The sequence below is a fragment of the Siphonobacter aquaeclarae genome (assembly GCF_900103285.1).
Lineage (GTDB): Bacteria > Bacteroidota > Bacteroidia > Cytophagales > Spirosomataceae > Siphonobacter > Siphonobacter aquaeclarae.
This window is the reverse complement of record NZ_FNGS01000011.1, coordinates 197421-220539: the sequence shown is the minus strand read 5'-3', so window position 1 is coordinate 220539 and position 23119 is coordinate 197421. Positions and strand designations below refer to the sequence as shown.

At 54.0% G+C, this 23119-nt stretch carries 21 protein-coding genes; 13 read left to right on the top strand and 8 right to left on the bottom strand.

The features are described 5' to 3' along the window. Positions 1-212: 212 nt before the first annotated feature. Complete coding sequence (locus BLR09_RS23865; protein ID WP_262507521.1) at positions 213-1379, bottom strand: pyruvate dehydrogenase complex E1 component subunit beta; 1167 nt, start codon at positions 1377-1379, stop codon at positions 213-215. Between the two features lie 300 nt (positions 1380-1679). On the opposite strand from BLR09_RS23865, the gene BLR09_RS23860 reads away from it, so the two are divergent. From BLR09_RS23860 to BLR09_RS23840, 5 genes are all read left to right on the top strand, one after another. Further along, positions 1680-1985 carry a thioredoxin family protein gene (locus BLR09_RS23860; RefSeq protein ID WP_093208644.1) on the top strand — a complete coding sequence of 102 codons (306 nt, stop codon included), beginning with the start codon at positions 1680-1682 and terminating at the stop codon, positions 1983-1985. A gap of 61 nt (positions 1986-2046) precedes the next feature. After that, positions 2047-3549 (top strand): GH3 auxin-responsive promoter family protein, encoded by a 1503-nt coding sequence (locus BLR09_RS23855; protein WP_093208642.1) that lies wholly within the window; start codon positions 2047-2049, stop codon positions 3547-3549. Positions 3550-3552: 3 nt separating this feature from the next. Beyond that, on the top strand, positions 3553-4707 hold the full coding sequence (locus tag BLR09_RS23850; protein ID WP_093208639.1) for a 1-deoxy-D-xylulose-5-phosphate reductoisomerase: 1155 nt from the start codon (positions 3553-3555) through the stop codon (positions 4705-4707). Between the two features lie 15 nt (positions 4708-4722). Next, on the top strand, positions 4723-5052 hold the full coding sequence (locus BLR09_RS23845; RefSeq protein WP_093208636.1) for an L-rhamnose mutarotase: 330 nt from the start codon (positions 4723-4725) through the stop codon (positions 5050-5052). A 28-nt stretch (positions 5053-5080) separates the two neighbouring features. Continuing rightward, complete coding sequence (locus BLR09_RS23840; protein WP_093208632.1) at positions 5081-8245, top strand: cyclic nucleotide-binding domain-containing protein; 3165 nt, start codon at positions 5081-5083, stop codon at positions 8243-8245. Here BLR09_RS23840 and BLR09_RS23835 read toward each other — a convergent pair. The 6 genes from BLR09_RS23835 to BLR09_RS23810 all read right to left on the bottom strand — a co-directional run bounded on the left by BLR09_RS23835 (position 8228) and on the right by BLR09_RS23810 (position 14651). Further along, complete coding sequence (locus BLR09_RS23835) at positions 8228-8806, bottom strand: HD domain-containing protein (protein WP_093208630.1); 579 nt, start codon at positions 8804-8806, stop codon at positions 8228-8230. The two genes, BLR09_RS23840 and BLR09_RS23835, sit on opposite strands and share 18 nt — an antisense overlap. Next, positions 8806-9849, bottom strand: coding sequence for an adenylate/guanylate cyclase domain-containing protein (locus tag BLR09_RS23830; protein ID WP_093208627.1), 1044 nt, complete (start codon positions 9847-9849; stop codon positions 8806-8808). Before BLR09_RS23830 ends, BLR09_RS23835 begins: the two co-directional genes overlap by 1 nt. Continuing rightward, positions 9839-10219, bottom strand: a complete 381-nt coding sequence (locus BLR09_RS23825) for a response regulator (protein WP_093208625.1) — start codon at positions 10217-10219, stop codon at positions 9839-9841. Before BLR09_RS23825 ends, BLR09_RS23830 begins: the two co-directional genes overlap by 11 nt. After that, positions 10216-11553, bottom strand: coding sequence for a sensor histidine kinase (locus tag BLR09_RS23820; protein WP_093208623.1), 1338 nt, complete (start codon positions 11551-11553; stop codon positions 10216-10218). The genes BLR09_RS23825 and BLR09_RS23820 overlap by 4 nt, the downstream gene beginning before the upstream one ends. 745 nt (positions 11554-12298) lie before the next feature. After that, entirely contained in the window at positions 12299-14404 is a 2106-nt protein-coding gene (feoB, locus tag BLR09_RS23815) for a ferrous iron transport protein B (RefSeq protein WP_093208620.1), read from the bottom strand. 19 nt (positions 14405-14423) lie between these two features. After that, positions 14424-14651 carry a FeoA family protein gene (locus tag BLR09_RS23810; RefSeq protein WP_093208617.1) on the bottom strand — a complete coding sequence of 76 codons (228 nt, stop codon included), beginning with the start codon at positions 14649-14651 and terminating at the stop codon, positions 14424-14426. A gap of 295 nt (positions 14652-14946) precedes the next feature. Here BLR09_RS23810 and BLR09_RS23805 point away from each other — a divergent pair, with 295 nt between their 5' ends. From BLR09_RS23805 to BLR09_RS23775, 7 genes are all read left to right on the top strand, one after another. Continuing rightward, a complete protein-coding gene (locus tag BLR09_RS23805) occupies positions 14947-15609 on the top strand; it encodes a heme exporter protein CcmB (RefSeq protein ID WP_093208614.1) in 663 nt (220 codons plus the stop codon). 95 nt (positions 15610-15704) lie between these two features. Continuing rightward, the gene (gene ccsA / locus BLR09_RS23800; RefSeq protein ID WP_317039257.1) at positions 15705-16361 is read left to right on the top strand and encodes a cytochrome c biogenesis protein CcsA; all 657 of its coding nucleotides are present in this window, start codon (positions 15705-15707) and stop codon (positions 16359-16361) included. 83 nt (positions 16362-16444) lie between these two features. Then, positions 16445-16654, top strand: a complete 210-nt coding sequence (locus tag BLR09_RS23795; protein WP_093208607.1) for a CcmD family protein — start codon at positions 16445-16447, stop codon at positions 16652-16654. Between the two features lie 14 nt (positions 16655-16668). Next, entirely contained in the window at positions 16669-17088 is a 420-nt protein-coding gene (locus BLR09_RS23790) for a cytochrome c maturation protein CcmE domain-containing protein (RefSeq protein WP_093208603.1), read from the top strand. A 21-nt stretch (positions 17089-17109) separates the two neighbouring features. After that, positions 17110-19716: a cytochrome c biogenesis protein CcsA gene (gene ccsA / locus BLR09_RS23785; RefSeq protein ID WP_093208600.1), complete on the top strand. Its 2607-nt coding sequence runs from the start codon at positions 17110-17112 to the stop codon at positions 19714-19716. A 93-nt stretch (positions 19717-19809) separates the two neighbouring features. After that, entirely contained in the window at positions 19810-20037 is a 228-nt protein-coding gene (locus tag BLR09_RS23780) for a hypothetical protein (protein ID WP_093208596.1), read from the top strand. A gap of 105 nt (positions 20038-20142) precedes the next feature. Continuing rightward, entirely contained in the window at positions 20143-21477 is a 1335-nt protein-coding gene (locus tag BLR09_RS23775) for a hemolysin family protein (protein WP_093208689.1), read from the top strand. On the opposite strand, the gene BLR09_RS23770 is transcribed toward BLR09_RS23775, so the two are convergent. After that, on the bottom strand, positions 21474-22301 hold the full coding sequence (locus tag BLR09_RS23770) for a hypothetical protein (RefSeq protein ID WP_093208593.1): 828 nt from the start codon (positions 22299-22301) through the stop codon (positions 21474-21476). The genes BLR09_RS23775 and BLR09_RS23770 overlap by 4 nt on opposite strands. Before the next feature lie 265 nt (positions 22302-22566). Here BLR09_RS23770 and BLR09_RS23765 point away from each other — a divergent pair, with 265 nt between their 5' ends. Then, entirely contained in the window at positions 22567-23115 is a 549-nt protein-coding gene (locus tag BLR09_RS23765) for an RNA polymerase sigma-70 factor (RefSeq protein ID WP_093208589.1), read from the top strand. The last annotated feature ends 4 nt before the right edge of the window (positions 23116-23119 follow it).

Genomic DNA, 23119 nt, shown 5'->3' with positions numbered 1-23119 from the left:
CTGTGAGACAATAAACCTGAAGTATAGATCGGTACATAACTGATTTTTTATTTCTCACAGAAAACACAGACTTCACAGAAGGGTACATACCGTTTTAGTCTTGCCTATTATTTCTGTGAATTCTGTGTTTTCTGTGAGAAATAGAAATCCATAAACAACAAAAAGGCTGCCCCCGTCAGGAAGCAGCCTTTTAGATGAATATGATCCCGGTCCTAGCGACGGTACAGAACGGCCTTAACGGCGTCCACTACGCGCTTCGGGCTCGGGAGTACCTCTTCGATCAGCGTCGGCGCATACGGCAGGGGAACGTCCCGGCTGGTTACGCGGCCAACAGGAGCATCAAGGTAGTCAAATGCATACCGTTGTACGTGGTAGGCTACTTCCGAAGAAATAGAGGCCAGCGGAGCGGCTTCTTCCACGATCACGAGGCGGTTGGTTTTCTTTACAGAATTAACCACCGTTGCATAATCGATCGGGCGAACCGTGCGGAGGTCTACCAGTTCTACCGAAATACCTTCCTTGGCGAGTTCTTCAATAGCCGGTACCACGATGCGGGGGATAACTTTTCCGAAGCTGACGAGGGTTACGTCCGTTCCCTGGCGCTTGACATCTGCCAGGCCCAGCGGAATGAGGTATTCGCCATCGGGAACGAGGCCCTTGTCGCCATACATCTGTTCCGACTCCATGAAAATAACCGGATCGTCGTCGCGGATAGACGCCTTCATCAGCCCTTTGGCATCGGCGGGATTCGAAGGAATCACGACTTTGAGACCAGGCGTGTTGGCATACCAGCTCTCGAAGTTGGACGAGTGCTGGGCGGCCAGCTGGCCGGCATTGCCGGTGGGTCCGCGGAAAACGATGGGTACATTGTACTGTCCGCCTGACATTTCATACATCTTGGCGGCAGAGTTGATGACCTGGTCGATCGCGACGAGCGAGAAGTTGAACGTCATGAATTCAACGATCGGACGGAGCCCGTTTGCGGCTGCCCCTACGCCGATACCCGCAAAGCCAAGCTCTGCAATCGGCGTATCGATAACGCGTTCAGGACCAAATTCGTCCAGCATCCCCTGGGATACTTTATAGGCACCGTTGTATTCAGCGACTTCTTCGCCCATCAAAAAAACGCGGGGATCGCGCCGCATTTCCTCACTCATGGCTTCGCGGAGCGCCTCCCGAAATTGCAATTCTCTCATGTTCAGAGTATCTGTCGTAATGTCCTGCTTGAGCGTCTTCGTAAAGACTTCCAAAATTAGCCACGGATCAGGAATAGACAAGGATTTCCGGTCTTCCGGGGAAATCTTTTGCCGGCGAACGTGTTTACAGGTCGTAATCCTTCCAGAGAATCCGCGTCTGGAGGGTTCCCTTTTCGGCGGCATTCCGAAAAGAACGAAAAAAAATCCCGGAAACATGCTAAAAAATATCCCTAAACCCTTGAAGACGAGCACCGTATTTTGTTAATTAGTAACCGAATCCCGCGTGTTGAGAAAATGAGTAGAGCTTTCCTCTGAACGACATTACCCCTTTTTCCCCCGATTGCTGATTGGACGTTCGGCCCGACGTATATGCCGGGTGCGCTTTGTTGAGAAAATAGACAATCTATTGCCTGATTTTCTGACGGTTAGCCTGTTGAGTAGCGTGTCATGACCTGAGTTTCACCGAATCTTAACCCGATTATCATGACGTTGGAAGAATTTCTTCAGAGCGACGAGTGTATTCTGATGCTTGTGTTTCAGCAATACAGTCCCGCCGTCAGCCAGTCAGAACGTATTCTGGAACGGTTTGTCAGCCAGCATCCGAAGGAAGCCCGCCTGCTGCGCGTAGCCTGCGGAAGCGAGGATGAACTGTATCAGCGCTTTCAGATTCATTCCAACCCGACCGTCCTCGGCCTCCGGCACGGACAGGAAATCTGGCGGCACGAAGGGCTGACCGATGCCCAGACACTGGTTCAGTTGGAATCGACGCTCACAGCGAATGCCGTCTGAAGGCATAGCAGGAAGGAAAGTTTATGCTACTTTTGCTTCCTGAGCTTTTGATTCATTGTTGATGGTACCTATTCGGTCAGTTCTGGCCAGGCCCGTGGCGGCCTGGATGGTCTCGAAACGTCGTCAGTGGGAACGTAAACCCGCTGAGATACAGGAATATTGGTTTAGGAAGTTGCTGGATTCCGCCCAAAACACAGAATTTGGGCGGAATCACTATTTTAAAGATATCCGGACCCAGGCTGATTTCCGGGAGGCCGTGCCCGTCCGGGATTACGAAGCACTCAAGCCCTACGTCGAGAAAGTTACCCACGGCGAGCCGGATATTTTATGGCCGGGAAAACCCCTGTATTTTGCCAAAACATCGGGTACTACTTCCGGTATCAAGTATATCCCCCTTTCCCATGAGTCCATCGGTTTTCATATCAACGGCGCCCGGGACGCTCTCCTCAGCTACGTACATGAAACGGGTAAGTCGGGGTTTCTGGACAAAAAACTGATCTTCCTCTCCGGCAGCCCCGAGATGATCGTGAAACACGGTATTCACGTAGGGCGCCTGTCCGGCATTGTCAATCACCATGTTCCCGGTTACCTGAGAACCAATCAGTTACCCAGCTGGGAAACCAATTGTATCGACGATTGGGAAACCAAGCTCGACCGCATCATCGACGAAACCCTGCCCCAGCCGATGTCCCTTATTTCCGGGATTCCGCCGTGGGTGCAAATGTATTTCGATCGGATTATCGCCCGGACCGGCAAACAGATCAAAGATGTATTCCCTGAATTTCAGTTGTTTGTCTACGGCGGCGTCAATTTTGAACCGTACAGGGCCAAGCTCTTCGATTCGATCGGGAATAAGGTCGATTCCATCGAAACATACCCTGCTTCCGAAGGTTTCATCGCCTATCAGGACAGCCAGATTCACCCCGGACTGCTGCTACTGCTGAACCAGGGTGTTTACTACGAGTTTATTCCGGCGGAGGAGTTCTTCAACGAAAATCCCACGCGGGTTTCTATCCAGGATGTGGAGATCGGGAAGAACTACGCTGTGATTATGAATACCAATGCCGGTCTCTGGGGCTACAACATTGGAGATACGGTGAAGTTTGTGTCGAAAGACCCGTATCGTCTCGTCGTAACGGGCCGTATCAAGCATTTTATTTCCGCTTTTGGCGAGCACGTCATCGGCGAAGAAGTAGAAAAAGCCATGCAGTATGCGGTCGAACGCCAGCCCGAAACCCGGGTTGTCGAGTTTACCGTCGCGCCGCAGGTGACGCCCCCGGAAGGCGGTTTGCCCTACCATGAGTGGTTTGTGGAGTTCGATCAGCCTCCGGGAGACCTGACGAAGTTCAACGACGACGTGGATCGCCGGCTGACGGAACTGAACGTTTATTACGACGACCTCATCACCGGTTCCATTCTGCGGAAGCTCAAAATCACGACACTCCGCAAAGCCGCCTTCATCGATTACATGAAGGGGCAGGGTAAGCTGGGAGGTCAGAACAAAGTGCCCCGCCTGTCGAACGATCGGAAAATAGCGGAGGAATTGAAACATTTTGCGGAGTAGTTGATGAAGAATATCGCTCTATTAGGTTCGACCGGCTCGATCGGTACCCAGGCCCTGGACGTCGTCCGGAGCCATCCCGACGCGTTTCGGATCGAAGTGCTGTCGGCCCAGAACAACGCCGCTCTCCTGATTGAACAGGCTGCCGAATTCCGGCCGAATGTGGCCGTCATCGGACGCGAAGAACTCTACGATCAGGTATTCTCGGCGCTCGATCCGCTCGGTATCAAGGTATATTCCGGCGCAGCGTCGCTGGCATCAGTAGCTCAGATGGATACGGTGGATCTGGTACTGACGTCAATGGTCGGCTATTCCGGTCTCCTTCCGACGCTGAAAGCGGTAGATGCCGGCAAGACCATTGCCCTCGCCAACAAGGAGACGCTGGTAGTCGCCGGCGAACTTGTTACGCGAAAAGCCGCGAAGAAGGGCGTGGCGATCTATCCGGTGGATTCGGAGCATTCCGCGATTTTCCAGTGCCTTGTCGGGGAGTTTCACAATCCGATTGAGAAAATTGTACTGACTGCCTCGGGCGGACCGTTCCGCGGAAAAAACCGGGAGTTTCTCCGGAACGTAACCAAGGAACAGGCGCTGAGGCACCCGAACTGGGTCATGGGGGCCAAAATCACCATTGATTCGGCCAGTCTGATGAACAAGGGACTGGAAGTAATCGAAGCGAAATGGCTGTTCGGCCTTTCCCCGGAACAAATTGAAGTAATCGTTCACCCGCAAAGTATCATTCACTCCCTTGTTCAGTTTGAGGACGGTTCGATGAAAGCCCAGATGGGCCTGCCCGATATGCGCCTGCCTATTCAGTTTGCGATGGGCTATCCGCAGCGGCTGCCATCTTCGTTTCCGAGGTTCAATTTTCTGGATTACCCGTCGCTGACATTTGAGCAGCCGGATACGGATACATTCCGGAACCTGGCGCTGGCATTCAGGGCGCTGGACGCGGGTGGAAATGCGCCCTGCGTTCTCAACGCTGCCAATGAAATAGCGGTGGAGGAGTTTCTCCGCGACCGGATCGGCTTCCTCGAGATGTCAGACCTGATCGCAGATTGCCTGGACCGTATTCCGTACATCGCTCAGCCGGACTATGACGACTACGTTCAGACCGACGCCGAAACCCGGCGCATAGCCCGCGAGCGCTTCTCACATGCCTAAACCGAACCGCAGTATATGCCACGTTTTGCCTTAGCTCTTGATCTGGTGGACGATCCCGCGAAGATCGCCGAATACGAAAAGTACCACGAGAAAATACCGGCCGAGATCGACGCCAGTATCCGCGAAGCCGGAATCACCAACATGGAGATTTACCGCCTGGGTAACCGCCTGTTTATGATTATGGAAACGACGGATGAGTTTTCGTTTGACGCCAAGGCGGCAGCCGACGCTGCCAATCCTCACGTCCAGGCCTGGGAAAAGCTCATGTGGGGCTACCAGCAGGCGCTTCCGATGGCCAAACCGGGCGAAAAATGGCTGTTGATGGATCAGATATTTAAGTTGTAAGAATACCCGGCCGCGAACGCCGTATTGCATGCGATTCCAACGTTACCTGGGCATACGACCCCACGAAGCCCGGACGGTCTGGCTTTTCTTCCTGCATCATTTTCTTATCGGGATCGGTACTATTCAGGTTTACGTAGCCGCGAATACCATCCTGCTGGAAAACGAACCGGAAACGAGCCTGCCGTTCGCCTACATGGCCTCCGCGCTGATTTTGGTGCTGGCAGGGAAAGTCTATGCCCATTTTGAACACCACCTGGGGCTCGGAAACCTCTCGGTCCGGATTTTGTGGACAGTAGCCCTGCTCACAGCCATGGTGATCCTGCTGGTCTGGCTGGGACATTCGGTCGCCGCTGCGATCTCGATCATGGTCGGTTACCGGCTGATTTACCTGCTGACGAGCCTCGAATTCTGGGGCGTATCGGCCGTTGTTTTCGATACCCGGCAGGGGAAGCGTCTCTTCAGCGTTATCAGCTCGGGCGATATGCCGGCCAAGGCGCTGGGTGCAGTTCTGACCGCCCTGGTACATGCTCACGCTGACCTGATTACGCTCCTTTTTATCTCCTTACTGGCCTTTCTCGGTTCTTTATACTCATTGAACCGCATCGTCCGCTCGCATGCGGTGGAAGTGCGCGGAGAGCATACGCACCACGGGCGGGAGGCCTCCCGCTGGCTCCGGAAGCTGTTCGGAGGGAGTGAACTCGTGTTTTTCCTCAGCCTGGGTATTGTCGCGATTGCGGTATTCATGGCCCGCGTGGAATTCAGCTTCTTCATGGACGTGAAACATCGCTTCCACGACCAGGCCGATGTCATTAAATATGTCAGTTTTCTGCTGGCCGCTACCTACCTGGTCGCGATGATCGGAAAGCTGATTTTTTCGGGACGGGCGCTTGATCGCCTCGGTGTGCGGCGGTCGCTTCTGCTGCTGCCGGCAGTAGCGGTTCCCGGCCTCATCATCGCCGCCTATGCCCGGACCGAGGGTGTACCGGAAGCCCGTATGATGGCTATTTCCTGCGGTTTGTACCTGGTGCTGGAAGTACTTCGGAAGACGTTGTTTGACCCGGTTTTTCTGGTGTTGTTCCAGCCGCTTTCTCCGCATCAGCGTTTGCAGGGGCATACCCTGGTGAAGGCGCTTTACGAGCCGCTCGGTCTCGGTTTTGCCGGGCTATTGCTTTGGCTGACAGCCCACTCCGACGGAGTGATTTCGTGGATATGGGTCGCTTTCCCCGTTGCGGCGCTCGCGCTGTACCGGAAAGCATATGTCTTTTACATGCATACGCTTCGGGAGGCACTGGCCCTGCGGTTTCTCGCCGGTGAGCAGGTCGCTTTTCCAAGTGAACTGAAAACCGCTGTTCACCGCGATTTTCAAAGCCAGAAACCGGAACGGGTATTGACGGCGGTCGACTGGCTCCTGCATCAGGACCCGGGCTACCTCCAGCGGAAAGGACCGGAGCTGTTAGTGAAGAATGCGTCGCAGCCCGTGCGGCTCCGGCTGCTCGATGTGCTGACAGCAATACCCGACGAAACGCTGAACATTCTGTTGACAGATTCAGACAGTCGGGTAAAAGAAAAAGCAGCCGAATGCCTTGCGCGCACCGAAAACCGGGCCCGCACGGAAGCACTGCTGACGGAAGGCGAACCGCCGGTCCGTCGCGGCGCCATTCGCGGCGCTTTGCAGAAAAATCCCGACGATGCACTCGCCAAAAGAAGCCTGGAACAGTTTGCCCGTTCTGCCGAACCGGCTGAGCGAATTGTCGCACTGGGTATTCTGGGCGGGCAGAAAGGGTATTCGGAGTTTATTGAACGAAGCTTATCGGACGAAGACGGCGCCGTGCGTACCGCTGCCATCGAGGCTGCCGGAAGCTCCGCGAACCCGCTTTATGCCGTTTCTCTGGCGCCTCTGCTTGGACATCCAACGCTCGGTCGTGCCGGCCTTGCCGGCCTGCGCCAGATCGGGGAGGGAAGTTTACCAGCGGCGATTGGCCGATGGACACCTGAAGCGTCTGCTTCTTTCCGGATAGCGCTGGCTCGTTTATGCGGTTCGGTGCGGTCGCCGGAAAGCCGGCAGGTACTGGTGAAGCTTGTCGCCGATCCTGACCGGAATGTCCGCGAAGCTGCCTTATGGGCACTCGGGCACCTCGCCCGGGAAACGGAGGGTCAGGCGTCGTTTATTGCGTTGCTCGACGAGGAAATGGAATTAGCCGGATTTCTCCAGGAAAGTACCGGACGTATTTCCGGAGCGGAATGGCAAAATACCATCCGGTATGAACTCGAACGCATCCAGAAGCGGGTACTGTCGCTGCTGTCTCTCCTGCATGATCCTGAGACGATTACCAATGCCCGGCTCGGACTGACGCACCCCTCAAGGGAGCGTCGTGCCAACTCCCTCGAAATACTTGAAAACCTGGTTTCCAGACCGGTATATCTTTTTCTCCGCGACCTGGCAGAGCCTTCCATGCGGCCCGTTACCGATGATTTCAACGGTCGCGCGGCCCTGATTCGACGGATTCTGACGGATGGCCGGACTATTTTCTCGGACTGGACCGTCAGCGTCGCCCTACGCCACTGGACGCCGGATGCGGGAGAACCCGCGCTTTTCATCCGGTATACCGACGCTTCTGACGCCCTTCTCCGCGAAGGCGCCGCACGCGCGGCCCTGCTGTTACGTGATCAGGCCTGTCAGCTCTTCCGCGAGCTGGAAGCCAGCCACCCTCAATTGACGACTATGAGCCACGCCGTCGCTTCTGAAACCATTTCCCCGGCGGAGATGGTCTGGATGCTCAAAAACACGCCTCTTTTTGCCAGTACACCGGAAAATGTCCTGGCCAGTATCATCCCGATTCTGAAAGTCACGGAAATCCACGAAGGCGGAAACGTATTCCGAAAAGGAGATCCGGGCGACAGCCTTTTTGTTGTGTTTTCGGGGGAAGTAGGTATCTACGACAACGATGTCCTGCTTGCCGAAATGGGCAAGGGAGAGTTGTTCGGAGAACTGGCGCTGCTCGACGCGGAACCGCGCTCGGCGACGGTCACGGCGTTGTCTGACGCAACGCTTTTCCGTCTCAATCAGGACGACTTCTACGACCTGATGGAAGAACGGCCGGAGGTACTCCGCAACATCATGCGCGTGCTGTGCAGCCGCATCCGCAAGCAAAACGACGCGCTGACGGGCAGTGCGTCAGAGCGCGTCGAGTAGTTCCTGCAAATGCTGCTGTTTGCCGGGCTGGCGTGTGGCGATCGCCGTATCGGTCCAGTACCGGTGCGCTTTCAGAAACCGGATCTGTATGTCATTCCAGGTATCCCTGTCAGGTACCAGGTGCCGCTCCGATAGCTCCCGGAAGAGGGTATCGGCAATGGATTCGAAATCAGGCCGGCCGAGGTAGTCCAGGTCGGCGTCACACAGGATCTTTTCGAGGTGCGTCAGGGGGTCCTGCGGTACCTTCGTCGCCCGGATCATGTCACAGATAACCTCAATCTGATAAGGTTCGTAACCGAATTCGGGCAGGTTGGCTTCAACAATGCGGCAGCCGGCTTCCTCGTGCTGCTGGTAGGTACTGATGAAGCCGCAGTCGTGGTAGAGCGCGGCAGTATGCAGCAATTTCAGGTCTTCCTGCCCGGTAACGCCTTCAGCTTCGGCGAGCCGGGCCGCCGCCGCGACAACATCCCGGATATGGTGTATGCCGTGGTAGTACAGGTTATGCGGGAGCTCCTGTTCAAGCAGGTTCCACAAAAAAGCTTCAGCTGCGGAGAGATTCATTACCCGAGAATTTCAACGATACTGACCGGATTGGCTTTGTTTTTGAGGGATACCTCTCCCAGAAGCGTCCCCTGAAACGATTCTTTGATCTGCGCGAATACCGCCTCCGTGACGAGTATCTGGCCGGGTTTGGCGGCCGACTGAAGCCGCTGTGCCGTATTGACCGTGTCTCCGATAACGGTATAATCCAGTCGCCGCAACGACGCAGATCCGATATTCCCCGATACCATTTCCCCCGAATTAATCCCTATCGAAACCTTCGGCAGAAACGATTGATTGGAAAGCGTTTCCTCAATGGTTCCGATCTGGGCACGGACGGCCAGCGCCGCTTCTATGGATCGGTCGAGGTGGTATTCTCCCCGGAAAACGGCCATCACCGCGTCGCCCATGAACTTGTCGACATACCCGCCCTGCGCAATAATCTCCTTCACGATCACATCGAAATACTTGTTGATGAGACGGACGACGACATCGGCCGGCTCCCGCTCCGAAATAGCGGTAAAGCCGCTGATATCCAGGAATATCACGCTGCCGTCGATCGTTTCGCTCGCGGTAAGGGAAGTCTCGAATTCTGACCGGGCCATGAACTTGAGCACGGTTTCGTCGACATACATCCGCAAAATGTTGTTTTCCTTGACGGCCTGAAGCGTTTCCCGCAATTGCTGCACGTATTGCAGGGTTTTCTGCATGGTGACTTCGAGGTCGTCAAACTGAATCGGTTTGCAGAGAAAGTCGAATGCGCCCCGGTTCATGGCCGTGCGGATATTGTCCATGTCCCCGTAGGCTGATACAATGACCGCCTTGACGATGGGATTGAGCTCGCTGAGCTTGACGAGCAGTGTGAGCCCGTCCATTTCCGGCATGTTGATGTCGCTCAGGACGATGTCAATATCCGGATGCGCCTGGAGCTGCTGTATGGCTTCGACGCCGTTTTGGGCGAATACAAATTCATACTTTCCTTCCCGTATCTGCCGGCGGAATTTCTGCTTGATGAGCAGTTCGAGGTCCGATTCGTCGTCGACAACCAAAATCTTAGCCTTCATAAATTCCTTTCAGTTTTTCCTTCAGCGCGCTGAAATCCAGTGGCTTGGTGAGGAAATCGTTGGCTCCGAGCGACAGCGCCCGGCGGTGATTTTCCTCGTCTCCGTATGCGGTGATCATCATCACAACCGGCGGGGCCAGGGGATTGTTCCGGCGGATTTCGCCGAGCAGTTCCAGGCCGCTGATGCCGGGCATATTGATATCAGAAAGAATGAGAATCACTTCGGAAGGGTGATCGCGGAGAAAGGTCAGCGCCTCTTCTCCCGAAAAAGAAAAATAAAAAAACAGTTCTCCGTTTCGTATCTCGCGGCGGAACCGCTGTTCAAACAGCAGGCGAACATCCTGCTCGTCGTCCACAACCAGTATTTTCATGAGGCGGGTATATGAATGATAAATTCGGTGTACTCGCCGTCCTTCGTCCGGACGTCGAGTGTGCCGCCATGCCCTTTCGTGACGATGTCGTAGCTGAGGGATAGCCCCAGGCCGGTGCCCTGACCGGTAGGCTTGGTGGTAAAGAAGGGCTGGAAAATCTTTTGGCGAACGGCTTCCGGCATACCTGTACCGTTGTCGCGTACGCGTATTTCGATGCCGTCGGCCTGGCGCCGGGTCTGAACGGAGACCTGCGGTTCGAAGGCTCCGCCAAGGGCTTTCTTCTTTTCAGTAACGGCGTAAAAGGCGTTGGTGAAAAGGTTGAGTAGTACCCGGCCGAGGTCCTGGGCGATGACGTTTGCCTTCCCCAAAGCGGGATCAAACTCCGTGACCAGTTTGGCGTTGAATGTTTTGTCCTTGGCGCGCAGCCCGTGGTAGGCAAGGCGGAGGTATTCGTCGGCCAGGGCGTTGAGATCGGTCTCTTCCTTCTGACCCGTACTCACGCGGGAGTGCTGGAGCATGCCCTTGACGATGCTGTCGGCACGCTTGCCGTGGTGGGATATTTTTTCGAGATTTTGCCGGAGGTCCTCGAGGAGATCGGAGATGAGTTCCGTATCCGGTTTGTCCTTTGTTTCTTCTTCCCGGAGCTCGTCGATGAGTTCGACGGATACTTCCGAAAAATTATTGACAAAATTGAGCGGATTCTGGATTTCGTGGGCGATACCGGCTGTCAGCTCGCCGAGCGAGGCCATTTTCTCGCTCTGGATAAGCTGGTCCTGGGTAGCGCGAAGGTGCTCGAGCGTTGTCTCGAGTTCCTCCTTCTGGGCGCGGAGTTCGGCGGTACGTTCCTCAACCAGGTACTCCAGCTCATTTTTCTGAGCGGCGATGACCTTGTTTGTTTCTTCTTCCTGCTGCCGCTTTTCCCGTTCCACGGCCAGGGCCTTTTCCTGCTTGCGCAGGTTCATCCAGGTAGCGGCAACCCATATGAAGGCGGCAAACGTCGCAATTTCAAAATAGAGCTCATACTCGTCGTAAAACTTCGGGACAAACCAGCGCGCAAGTTTTTCGAGTACCGACAAAAACAGGTAGGGAAGGAGCGGGACGAGTGTGGGGCGGAAAAATTCCAGTTCCGGCGTCCGGTAGGCATACCCCGTCAGAATAGCCATCCACAGCAGGCCGAGTACTCCTGTGCCTTTGTTTGCTTCGATCAGAAAAAGCAGTCCGGTGATGATATTGGCCCAGAGAAGGAGTTGATCCCAGTTCGGAATGGCCGGGCGGGCCGACCGTTTCAGGTACCGGAAAACAAAAAACAGGATCAGAAAGGAAAGCAGGTTCATCTGCGCAGTTCGGAGATTTCTTTCAAAAAAAGGAAATATCGGTGAATAATCGTGTTTGAGGCGATTTGAGGAGTGAAAAGGACAGATGGGGAGAATTCCCGCAGGACGGAAAAGGAGTCAAAAACAGCAAATAGCTGAAAATGAAATAGTTATAAAAAATATCACTTTTGTCTGGTTTTGGATCGGAATTTTTGTAACTTCAATTCGTCAATCGGACGTGAAAGGTGAAAGGAACAGCAGGTGAAGGATATGAGAAAGACCCTGAGGAATTTCAAAACGATCCATCATTTTGTTCTTTGTTTTTCCCGAGCGGTGCCGTGCTGGTCACGGTAGTACGGGAAAAATACTGGAGACACTTCGTTTGTTAACGGAATGCAACCGATTCTATCTGTAATCGGACATTTTCGGCTCCTGAGAGCGCACCAAACGGACGCGGTTACTTCCGGAAGAACAAGGCAATTCCCGGATCGATGAGGAAAAGACGGGAGTACCTCGCGAAGGACTCTGAAATCTTCTCCGGACGTCAGGTGACATAGAAAAGTGGCCGGTTTAACTGACCACTTTTCGCTTTTTGTGGGGGAAGGGGATCGAAAAGGAGATTCAGACGATAAGCTATAGGCAGTAAGCAATAAGCAAAAGAAGAGATGCTGAATAGAGTAGTCGTTCTCTATTCAGTATCTCTTCTTCTAATTGAACAGAATGCCGCTCCCGTACCCGGTGCTTATAGCCTATAGCTTACAGCCTGCTACACCATCACCTGGTACGTCACAAACGCTGCCACATACGCCAGGCCGGTCATGTATGTGAACTGGATGAAGGGATACCACCAGGATTTGGTTTCGCGGTAGGTGGTTGCGAGGGTACTCATGCACATCATGGCGAAAACGTAGAAGACGAGTAACGAGAAGGCTACCGCCGGCGTAAACCGGGGTCCGCCCGTTTCCGGGTTGATTTCCGTCCGCATTTTGTTCCGGACGGTATCCGTATCGTCATCTCCGCCAAGGCTGTAGATCGTTGACATCGTGCCGACAAATACTTCCCGCGCGGCAAAAGACGTCAGCAGGGCAATACCGATTTTCCAGTCGTACCCCAGCGGGCGGATGACGGGCTCAATGAAGTGCCCGAACCGGCCGGCATAAGAAGCTTCGAGTTGAGCAGAAGCTATTTCGTTTTTCAGGTCTTCTTCCGGGAGCGAAGGCTGTTCGGTCCGTACCTGTTGTTCGACTTTTTCAAAGGAATCGCCGGGACCGTAGCTCGCCAGTACCCACAGGATAATCGAAACCGCTACGATAACTTTCCCGGCCTCCATGACAAACGCCCTGACGGCATTCCATACCGTCAGCGCAACGTGGTTGAAGCGCGGAAGCTGGAAAACAGGCATTTCCATGACAAAGAAACTCCGGTCCTTGACCTTCAGAATCTTCTTCATCACCCAGGCAGAAACGAGGGCCGAAACAAAACCCATCAGGTAAAAGCCCATCAGCGCCAGGCCTTGATAGTTGAATATACCATAGACCGTCTTCTCGGGTACAACCAGTCCGATCATCACCGTAAAAATCGGCAGGCGGGCCGAACAGCTAACCAACGGCGTCACCATAATGGTAATCAGCCGGTCTTTCCGGCTTTGGATGGTCCGCGCACTCATAATGGCCGGAACGGCGCAGGCGACGCCGGAAATCAGCGGTACTACGCTCCGGCCGTTGAGGCCTACTTTCCGCATGAGCTTGTCCATCAACACCATCACGCGGGCCATGTAGCCGGATTCTTCCAGCAAGGAAATGAATGTAAACAGGAAGGCGATCTGGGGGATAAAGACCACGACACCTCCGATGCCGGCAATGAGCCCGTCTGTCAGCATGCTGGTCAGTAATCCTTCCGGAAGTACTGACTTAACCCAGTCGCTGAGCGCCGCTACGCCGGCTTCGATCCAGTCCATCGGATACTCGGCAAGAGAAAAGATCGAGTTGAATATCAGCAGTAAAATCAGGAAAAAGGCCAGGTACCCCCATACCGGATGCAGCAGAATCCGGTCGAGTTGCCGCGTGAGCGTTTTGGGCCGCACGTTGTTTTTCGGGCGGACAGACTCCTCCGCAATTTTTCCGAGCAGCGCATACCGGTCCATCGTTTCCTTTGCCTGAAAGTCGGTTTGTTCAAACCGGTGGCGCAAGCTGATGTCTTCGAGCTGCCCTTTGTGCTCCTGACTCAGGAAGCGGAGCTTCTGACTCTGACCCGCCATGAGCAGGGCGAGGTAGTCGTTATCGATGCGGAATTTGTCCTTGACTTCTTCGATGAAATCCCTGGAAATACGGGTAAGGGGATAGGTCGGCTTCGGGCGCTCGGCATGTTCCAGCAGTTCGCCTTTGATGGCGAAGCGGAGGTTATCGAGGCCTTCGCCGGACTTGGCGTTGATGAATACGACCGGTACCCCGAGGCGCTCGGAAAGGAGCTCGTCGTCGAGTTCCAGACCGTGGGCTTCGGCCACGTCGACCATATTCAGCGCCAGAATGGTATGAAAACCAAGGTCAACGACCTGGCTGAACAGCAGCAGGTTACGCTTGAGGTTGGAAGCGTCTGCAACGACCACCGTCACGTTCGGGTAATCCGGGCTCTGCGGGTTGGCGAGCACGTCGAGTACCACCTGCTCATCGGGCGACTTGGGATACAGGCTATAGGTACCGGGAAGGTCGACAATCCGGACGTCCGTTTGCGAATCGAGGCGCATGGTGCCGGATTTCCGGTCGACCGTTACTCCTGGAAAATTTCCGGTTTTCTGACGGAGGCCGGTCAGGGCATTGAACAAAGACGTTTTTCCACAGTTCGGATTGCCTACTAATGCGATGATGGGATTCATTTCTCAGCGGGTAAAAGGACTATTCGTGGATGTCGACGACCGCCGCCTCATCCAGCCGGAGCGACAGGGTATAGCCGCCCACTTGGAGGCAGATCGGATCGCCGAGGGGAGCGATGGCCGTCAGCCGAATTTCCGTTCCGGGCAGGCAACCCATTTCCAGTAGCTTGAGAGCCAGGTGCGTATCTCTGAACCCCGAAATAACGGCGGTTTCACCAAGCTTAAGCTGAGATAAATTGCGTGTTGCCATAGTCCGGACGAATCCGTGAGAAAACGAATTCTTTATTTGGAATTATTCTAAAAGAGGCACAAAAATAGGAAATAGTTCCAAAGTTGGGCGGGAATTTTTGAGCAGGGGGCATGGGGCAGAGGGCATGGGGCCGGCTGATTCACCCGCTGCTCTATGCCCCATGCCCTCTGCTTCGCCTCACTCATCCCATACCTTCCCCTATTCATCCCAGTTTTGGAATATTTGAACCAACCAGTGGATTTGTGCCGTACCTTTGCGGGCAAAAACGGGAAGAGATTCGTCTCCGGTTGTGTTCATGCAGGAAGTCAGTGCCCTGATCGAAAAGGAAATACGTCTGGAATGGAGGCAGCGGTATGCCCTGAACGGGATGCTGCTGTATCTGGTCAGTACCATTTTCGTGTGTTACCTGAGCTTTCGTCAGAAGGCCGGTCACCTCGAGCCGATTACCTGGAATACGCTGTTCTGGATTATCCAGTTGTTTACGGCGGTCAGTGCAATTGCCAAGAGCTTCACGCAGGAGAGAGCCGGCCGGCTGCTGTATTACTACTCGCTGGCCAGTCCGCTCGGGATTATCCTCTCGAAGATGCTGTACAACACGGGGCTGATGCTGCTTCTGTCGCTGCTGGGGTATGTCGTCTATGCCTTTGTGATGGGAAATCCGGTAGGAGATCCGGGCATGTACCTCGTCGCGATCGGATTGGGAGCCATGGGTTTTGCCGGCACGCTGACGATGGTCGCCGGCATAGCGAGCAAGGCCGAAAATTCCCCGACGCTGATGTCGGTGCTGAGTTTCCCGATCATTATTCCCATGCTCCTGGTATTACTGAAACTGTCGAAAAACGCGCTCGACGGCATCGACCGGAGCTTCAGTACCGATGAAATACTAACCCTGCTCGCGCTGAACGCGATTGTGTGGGTGTTGTCGTTGATATTGTTTCCGTTTCTGTGGAAAAGCTGAAAAGCAGTTTTCTGTTTACCGTTTGCAGTTGTCAGTTGGGAAACCGGGATGAGCTGCGGAACTGAAAACCGAAAACCGAAAATTGAAAACTGACTATGTCCTGGTGGAAATACCTCTGCATTCTCCTCATGATTTACGTGTACACGGGTGGCATTCTCATGCCCATTCCGCGCCAGCCGATTCTGTATGAAACCGCGCGGAACCTGTACTTCCACGTACCACTCTGGTTTGCGATGATTCTGCTGCTGGCCCTGTCGGTCTGGCATGCGGTACAGTACCTCCGGAGCGGAAAAACGGATCACGATCTGCAGTCGGTGGAGCTTGCCAATACAGGCCTGGTTTTTGGTATTCTCGGGTTTGTAACGGGCGCTATCTGGGGAAAATATACCTGGGGAAGTGCTTTGCCGCAGGATCCGAAACTGCTGTCGACCGAAATCGCCATGCTCATTTACCTGGCGTACTGGGTGTTGCGCGGTTCGTTTCGGGACGACCAGCAACGGGCCAGAATATCAGCCGTTTATAATATTTTTGCATTTGCGGCATTCATTCCGTTGACGATTATTCTGCCGCGCCTGGCGACGGATTCCCTGCACCCGGGCAACGGCGGTAATCCCGGATTCAAGATCTACGATTCCGACCACAGCATGAAGCTGGTTTTTTACCCGGCGATTATCATGATGATGTTGCTCGGCTACTGGATTTCGACGCTGCGGATCCGTTACCGCCGCCTGCTGGCCATCGTAGAAGAGTGAGGAAAGTCATTGCCGGTATATCCGGAAGTCTGTCCCTTTGTTTATTGCTAACGAGATTAACCGGGTCACGATCCCCGTTATACATGAAAAAGTCTGTTTTATTTTTGCTGCTCCTCCTGCTCTCGGGCAACCTTTTTGCCCAGACCGACGTTGAAATGGCCGATACGATGCGGTCCAACGGCAAGATTTACGTGGTCGTGGCGGTCATCGCCGTCGTCCTGACCGGACTCATCGCTTACCTCTTCAACCTGGATAAAAAGCTTTCCAGACTCGAAAATCAGATCAAGAAGTAACTTCGGGCAACACGATGAAAAAAATACATCTTCTCGGGATTGCGGTCATTGCCGCAGCCATTTTCATCCTGATTACGACGGCAGGAGATGCCAGTACCTACGTTGATTTTACCAAAGCCGAGCAAATGGCCTCGGAGGGGGATGACAGCAAGGTGCACGTCGTCGGAAACCTCAAAAAAGACATGGCCGGTCAGATCCAGGAAATGGAGTACAACCCGGCTGTGAATGCCAACCTGCTGACTTTTACGCTGGTGGACGACAAGGGCATTGCCCGGAAGGTAATCTACCACGAGCCAAAGCCGCAGGATATTGAAAAATCTGAAAAAGTGGTCGTGATCGGCCGCATGGAAAACGGCATTTTCGTTTGCGATCAGGTGCTCCTGAAGTGCCCGTCGAAGTACAACGACGCCAAGGCGCCCACCGCGATGAAGTAACCGACCTCTTTCTGAACGCTCATGCATTACTGGATTGGAAATACCGGCCACCTGGCCATCATCAGTTCGTTCGTGACGGCGCTGCTCGCGACCTACGGGTACGCGCAGGCGTCACGCAACACGCTCGAGGCCCCGAAATGGCAGCGTTTCTCCCGGATCGTTTTCGGGATACATGCCGTGTCGGTCGTGACGGTCGTAGCGAGTCTGTACTGGATCATTTACAACCACTATTACGAGTATCACTACTCCTGGGATAACTCTTCGCGGTCGCTCCCCGGGTATTATGTCATTTCTTCGTTCTGGCAGGACCAGGAGGGTAGTTTCCTGCTCTGGATTTTCTGGCTGGCGATGATCGGCCTCGTCCTGATCCGGTACTTCAACGGAAGCAAGGCGGAGCAGAAAATGAAATTCGAGGCGCCAACGCTGGCCGTATTCGGTCTGGTGCAGGCGTTTTTATGTTCGATGATCCTGGGCGTGGTCATTCCCGGTCTCGATTTCAAAATCGGGTCGTCGCCATTCCTGCTCCTGCGTGAGGCGCACCCCGAATGGCCGGTTTGGGCGATGAAGCCTGATTTCATTCCGGAAGACGGAAACGGCCTCAACCCGTTGCTCCAGAACCCGTGGATGGTCATTCACCCGCCGACCCTCTTCCTCGGCTACGCCCTGACGCTGGTACCGTTCGCTTTTGCCATTGCCGGTCTCTGGCGGAAAGAATACAAAAACTGGATCAAACCGGCTCTGCCGTGGACAGGCGTAGGTGCGCTTATTCTTGGCGTCGGGATCATGATGGGTGCCATCTGGGCGTATGAAACCCTCAACTTCGAAGGCTACTGGAACTGGGACCCTGTCGAAAACGGCATTTACGTTCCCTGGCTGGTACTCGTCGGTGCGCTGCACACGATGATTATCTATCAGAATAATAAGAGTACGCTTCGCATTTCGGCTATTCTGGTGATTGCGCAGTTTGTGCTGGTCCTGTATGCGACGTTCATGACGCGCAGCGGTATTCTCGGAAATGCGTCTGTGCACTCGTTTACCGATCTGGGTCTGTCCGGGCAGTTGCTTATTTACCTGCTGACGTTTACGATTGGGTCTATTGCGCTGCTGGTATGGCGGTGGAAAGACATGCCTTCTTCCGAAAAGGAAATCTCGACTTACAGCCGTGAATTCTGGATTTTCTGCGGGGCGACGGTCATCTGCATGGCGGCATTCCAGGTGATTGTGACGACGTCTATTCCGGTGTACAATACCCTGCTGGCCAACTTCGGCATCAAATCGAACCTGGCGCTTCCCGCCGATCAGGTTAAGCACTACACCCAGTTCCAGCAATGGTTCTTCGTGGTGATTGTGATTCTGAACGGTATCGGGCAGTTTTTCTGGTGGGGTAAGGTCAAGCGCGAGCAGCCCGAGCGCGTAGCGAAAGGCAAGATGGTTGTCGAAGCAAAAGGGATAAGCCTGAACCTCGGCCCCTGGGAGGTATTCTCCACACCGCTGGTGATTACTCTTTTGGCTACGGGCATTCTGATTGTGCTGATGGGCGTATCGAACGTCACCTACATTATTCTGTTCCTGACGGCGATGTTCTCGATCGTGACCAACTTCACGACCATTGTCACAGTACTCAAAGGCAAATGGAAGCTCTCCGGCGGGGCAGTCGCCCACATCGGGGTAGCGCTGATGCTGATCGGGATTCTGTTTTCGGCCGGGTACTCGAAAGTCGTTTCCCAGAATAAATCGGGTCTGATTATCTTCAATGACAAGAACGTAGCCACGAAGGAAAACGTCGAAAACCAGCTGCTCTGGCTCAACCAGCCACAGCAACTCGACAAGTACCTCGTTACCTACAAAGGCAAGTATGTTCAGGCCCGGGATATGCCCGGCTATGTCCCGCGGGAATCGGTTGAACTGATCGAGAACGACTTCCACGCGGTGGCACTCAAGGACCTGACGCACGACGGCAAGACTTACCACAAGAAGGGAGATACCCTCGAGGTATTCCCCGAAAACACCTATTACGAAGTAGAGTACCGGCAGCAGGACGGCAAGATCTTCAGCCTCTTCCCCCGGATTCAGATCAACCCGCGTATGGGCAATGCCGTCTCTCCGGCGATTCGTCACGAGGTGAAGCGGGATATCTACACGCACATCATGGATGCCCCGATGCCGAATCAGGAGCGCCAGTGGAGTGAGACTGAAAACTATACGGTAGCCATCGGCGATACCCTGTTCCTGAATGATTATGTAGCCCTGTTCCGCGGTGTACAGCCGGTGAAGGAAGTGGAAGGCGTGGCACTCGGACCGGGTGATGCTGCAGTCAAAGCCGACATCGAAGTATTTGACAAGAGCGGACGGAGCGTGACTGTTGATCCGGTTTACTTCATCAAAGACCGGAACGTAGGCCTCCGCGCTGCCACGAGCGACGAGCTCGGCCTCCGCGTACGCCTCACGCAGATCGACCCCAAAACAGGCAAGTTTACGTTTGGCGTCAACGCGACCCAGCGGGACTACATCGTCATGAAAGCCATCGAAAAGCCCCATATCAACCTCCTCTGGATCGGCACCGGCCTTCTGGTCGTGGGCATGTTCCTTTCGACGAAGCGGAGATTTGGGGAGAGTGTGGCGGGATAAATCGGTTGCCGGTTTTCTGTCTTCAGTTTTCGGTTTTGTACCTCGACGGGCAAACCGAAAACCGAAAACTGAAAACCGAAAACTCGCAAAGCAATGAAAGACTATTCTCTCAAAGAAATCCTCCTCCTGTCCGCTGCCGTGGGGTTTTTGATGATCTGGGTCGGCGAGATTATCGCCGGGCAGGTGAGCTGGAAGGAGTCGTACTTCTGGGTGATGTTTTCGGTAGCCTGCCTCATGGCCTTTCAGTATGTCAAGAACCAGCGGCTCCAGAAAGAGCAGGCAAACAAGCCGGCTCCGCCCAGGAATCCCCGGAAAAAATAACCAGAGCCCCGCCCGCGCGGGGCTTTTCATTTACGGTATTCTCCGTATTTTGCGGGTAGATTGGCGGGAAACCGGACGTGCCCGTCTCACGACAAAAAAGAGTACATGACTTCCCAGGAATTTTTGATCATTCTGATTTCCATGCTTGCCTCGGCCTTTTTTTCGGGCATCGAGATGGCGTATGTATCGGCCAATAAGCTGTATTTCGAGCTTCAGGCCAAGCAGGGAGTCGTGACCGGGCAGATCATGTCGGCCTTTCTCAAGCAGCCGTCCAAGTTTATCGGGACGATGCTCATCGGCAATACGCTGGCCCTGGTTGTGTACGGGATTTACATGGAAGGGTTTCTGCACCACGAGTTTGAACTCTGGCTATCGCAGTTGCCTCCGTCGCTCGGTTTTCTCAACAACGATATTGTTCACGTCCTGCTGCCGTCGCTGCTGGCTACGATCCTGATTCTGGCGGTGGCAGAGTTTACACCGAAATCGCTTTTCCTGCTCAATCCTGACGTTTTTCTGGAAATTCTGGCTATTCCGGTCTGGATCGTTTATTACGGTATGTACCCGCTGGTTTACGTCATTGTCTCGGCGTCGAAGTGGTTTATCGTGAACGTACTACGGCTGAATTACTCCGAGGTCAAACCGATCTTCGGGGTAACCGACCTTTCGAACTACCTGGAAAACATCAACGTACCGGAAGGGAAGAAGGAGGAAGTGGCGGACGTAGATACCAAAATATTTAATAATGCGCTGGAGTTCAGGCAGGTACGGGTGCGTGACTGCATGATTCCACGGACAGAGATTGTCGCGATTGATATCGAAGACGGTATGAAGGGTCTGAAAAAGATTCTTCAGGAAAGCGGTCACTCCAAAATTCTGATCTACCGGGAAACCATCGAGGACGTCATCGGCTATTGCCACGGCCTGGCGATGTTCAAAAAGCCGAAAGACATCGAAAGTATTCTCAATCCGATTCTGATCGTTCCCGAGGCGATGTCGGCGCAGGACCTGATGGTGAAGTTCACGCAGGAGCGTAAGAGCGTCGCGCTGGTAGTAGACGAATTCGGCGGTACCTCCGGCCTCGTCAGCCTGGAGGATATCATCGAGCAGATTTTCGGAGATATTCAGGACGAGTACGACGATTCGGAAGACTACATCGAGAAGAAGCTGGACGACCGTACCTACCTGCTCTCGGCCCGCCACGAGATCGACTACCTCAACGAGAAGTACAACTGGAACCTGCCTGAAGGAGACTACGATACCCTCGGCGGCCTGATCATTACCATCAACGAAGACCTCCCGCAGCCCAATGAAACGGTGCTGCTGTATCCTTTCCAGTTCCAGATCGTGGAAATGAAAGACGCCCGGATTGATACCGTCAAGATGACGATCACCGGCGCACTTCCCGAAGAACGCAAGCCTTCCAAAGAAATCCGGCACTAAAAGAGCCAGAACGGCAGTAGAAAGATGCCGTCGCCTACCCAGCGGTACCGTTCATTTTTCAGGTAAAAGCGATAATCCCGACGAATTTCGACGAGGACGAGACTCATCAGTACCTGCGTAAAGGCAAAACGGCGCTGATAGGGGACCAGCTCCGTAAAGCTGATCGCCAGAAACAGCCCGATGATACCTGCCAGGCACAATCCAAAAAGTACGTCCGAAAACCCCTCCCGCAGTATACTCGACAGGTTAGGTACCGGCGGCTTGCCGGCGCGCGTTTCCATCCACGAAAAGAGCAGCAGATTCTGAAAAGCGATCAGCAGGAAGATACCCGCCTGCGCTTTTTCTTCCCAGGCAATTGCTTCTTTTCCCGAAAAAGCTACTCCCCATACGCCGGCCGTATAGACCAGGGCCGTCAGCGGCTCCTTGAAGAGGTGCAATTTGCTCTTGGGTCCCAGGCGGTTGACCAGGAGCAGATACGCTGCCACAATGCCAGCGAGGATTCCTCCGGAACGAAGGAGCCCGGCTGGTAAAGTCAGGGCAAGGCCTCCTGCCAGCGCAGCAACGCCGGCTGTAAGCTTCCAGAGCCACCCGGCGTTGGCCAGGTGAAACCGGTGTCGTGGGGTGGATGGGACAGGCTTTTTCCGGACATCGAGCAGGCGGTCTGCGGTATAAATCACCCATACGGTCAGCATGAGTACCACAATCGCCATGCGGTTGACAGGTCCGGCGCCGTCCGGCAGCCGGGAGGCAGCTGCCGCGCAAAGTCCGGCGCCGGCGGCCACATCCAGGTTAAGCCAGTGTAATTCCTGTAATCTTTTCAGCACGCAAGTAATCAGATATCGGGCGCCAAAAATAGAGTTTTTCTGACCGCTTCGTCAATAAAAACTTTGTCAGCGGAAGAAGTAGTGAAAAAGCAGTATGTGTCGCAAAGACACGAGTATCCGTCGCAGGAGGCTTGGTTTCTGTGAGTCGAATAATATATTTGAAAAGTAATATAACTCAAACTATTACTGGATTTTTTGAAGAAATTCTACAATCATTTAGGGTTTTGCCGGAGATGATTGACTATACCACAAATTCAGCCGCTGGATGATGGGACGCTTAACCGACGAGCAATTGGTGGATTTCCTGCAGCAAGGCCAGAAAAAGGCCTTCGAGGAAGTGTATAACCGCTATTGGTACACACTGTACGGCGTGGCGTATCAGTCGACCGGCACCCGCGAAGAAGCCGAAGAGCTCGTTCACGATCTCTTTGAAAACCTGTGGAACCGAAGAGAGTCGCTCGTCATCCGCCACCTGGGTTCCTACCTCGTCGTGGCGATCAAGCACCTGGCAACCAATTACATCAAATCGAAAATTACCCACCGGAAGTACCAGGAGTACCTGATTCTGAATGAAATCCGTCAGTCGTACTCCACCCAGGAAATCCTCGATTTCGAAGACCTGTCAGAAGCGGTGGAAGAAGTAATGAAGCGCCTTCCGGAGCGTACAAGTGAGATATTCCGGATGAGCCGGTTTGAGAACCAGTCGGTTAAAGACATCGCCAACCGCTTCAATCTTTCCGAAAAGGCCGTCGAATACCATATCACCAAATCCCTGAAGGTCCTCAAGGAGGGACTTCAGATGTATGACAACTGAGCCG

Coding starts and splice junctions, on each gene's coding strand:
- BLR09_RS23820 (WP_093208623.1), bottom strand. CDS start 11,553: ATGAACCTGCTTTCCTTTCTGATCCTGTTTTTTGTTTTCCGGTACCTG.
- BLR09_RS23790 (WP_093208603.1), top strand. CDS start 16,669: ATGAAAAAAATACATCTTCTCGGGATTGCGGTCATTGCCGCAGCCATT.
- BLR09_RS23855 (WP_093208642.1), top strand. CDS start 2,047: ATGGTACCTATTCGGTCAGTTCTGGCCAGGCCCGTGGCGGCCTGGATG.
- ccsA (WP_093208600.1), top strand. CDS start 17,110: ATGCATTACTGGATTGGAAATACCGGCCACCTGGCCATCATCAGTTCG.
- BLR09_RS23825 (WP_093208625.1), bottom strand. CDS start 10,219: ATGAAAATACTGGTTGTGGACGACGAGCAGGATGTTCGCCTGCTGTTT.
- BLR09_RS23765 (WP_093208589.1), top strand. CDS start 22,567: ATGATGGGACGCTTAACCGACGAGCAATTGGTGGATTTCCTGCAGCAA.
- BLR09_RS23865 (WP_262507521.1), bottom strand. CDS start 1,379: ATGCCGCCGAAAAGGGAACCCTCCAGACGCGGATTCTCTGGAAGGATT.
- BLR09_RS23810 (WP_093208617.1), bottom strand. CDS start 14,651: ATGGCAACACGCAATTTATCTCAGCTTAAGCTTGGTGAAACCGCCGTT.
- BLR09_RS23780 (WP_093208596.1), top strand. CDS start 19,810: ATGAAAGACTATTCTCTCAAAGAAATCCTCCTCCTGTCCGCTGCCGTG.
- BLR09_RS23805 (WP_093208614.1), top strand. CDS start 14,947: ATGCAGGAAGTCAGTGCCCTGATCGAAAAGGAAATACGTCTGGAATGG.
- feoB (WP_093208620.1), bottom strand. CDS start 14,404: ATGAATCCCATCATCGCATTAGTAGGCAATCCGAACTGTGGAAAAACG.
- BLR09_RS23850 (WP_093208639.1), top strand. CDS start 3,553: ATGAAGAATATCGCTCTATTAGGTTCGACCGGCTCGATCGGTACCCAG.
- BLR09_RS23830 (WP_093208627.1), bottom strand. CDS start 9,849: ATGAAGGCTAAGATTTTGGTTGTCGACGACGAATCGGACCTCGAACTG.
- BLR09_RS23860 (WP_093208644.1), top strand. CDS start 1,680: ATGACGTTGGAAGAATTTCTTCAGAGCGACGAGTGTATTCTGATGCTT.
- BLR09_RS23835 (WP_093208630.1), bottom strand. CDS start 8,806: ATGAATCTCTCCGCAGCTGAAGCTTTTTTGTGGAACCTGCTTGAACAG.
- BLR09_RS23775 (WP_093208689.1), top strand. CDS start 20,143: ATGACTTCCCAGGAATTTTTGATCATTCTGATTTCCATGCTTGCCTCG.
- ccsA (WP_317039257.1), top strand. CDS start 15,705: ATGTCCTGGTGGAAATACCTCTGCATTCTCCTCATGATTTACGTGTAC.
- BLR09_RS23840 (WP_093208632.1), top strand. CDS start 5,081: ATGCGATTCCAACGTTACCTGGGCATACGACCCCACGAAGCCCGGACG.
- BLR09_RS23795 (WP_093208607.1), top strand. CDS start 16,445: ATGAAAAAGTCTGTTTTATTTTTGCTGCTCCTCCTGCTCTCGGGCAAC.
- BLR09_RS23845 (WP_093208636.1), top strand. CDS start 4,723: ATGCCACGTTTTGCCTTAGCTCTTGATCTGGTGGACGATCCCGCGAAG.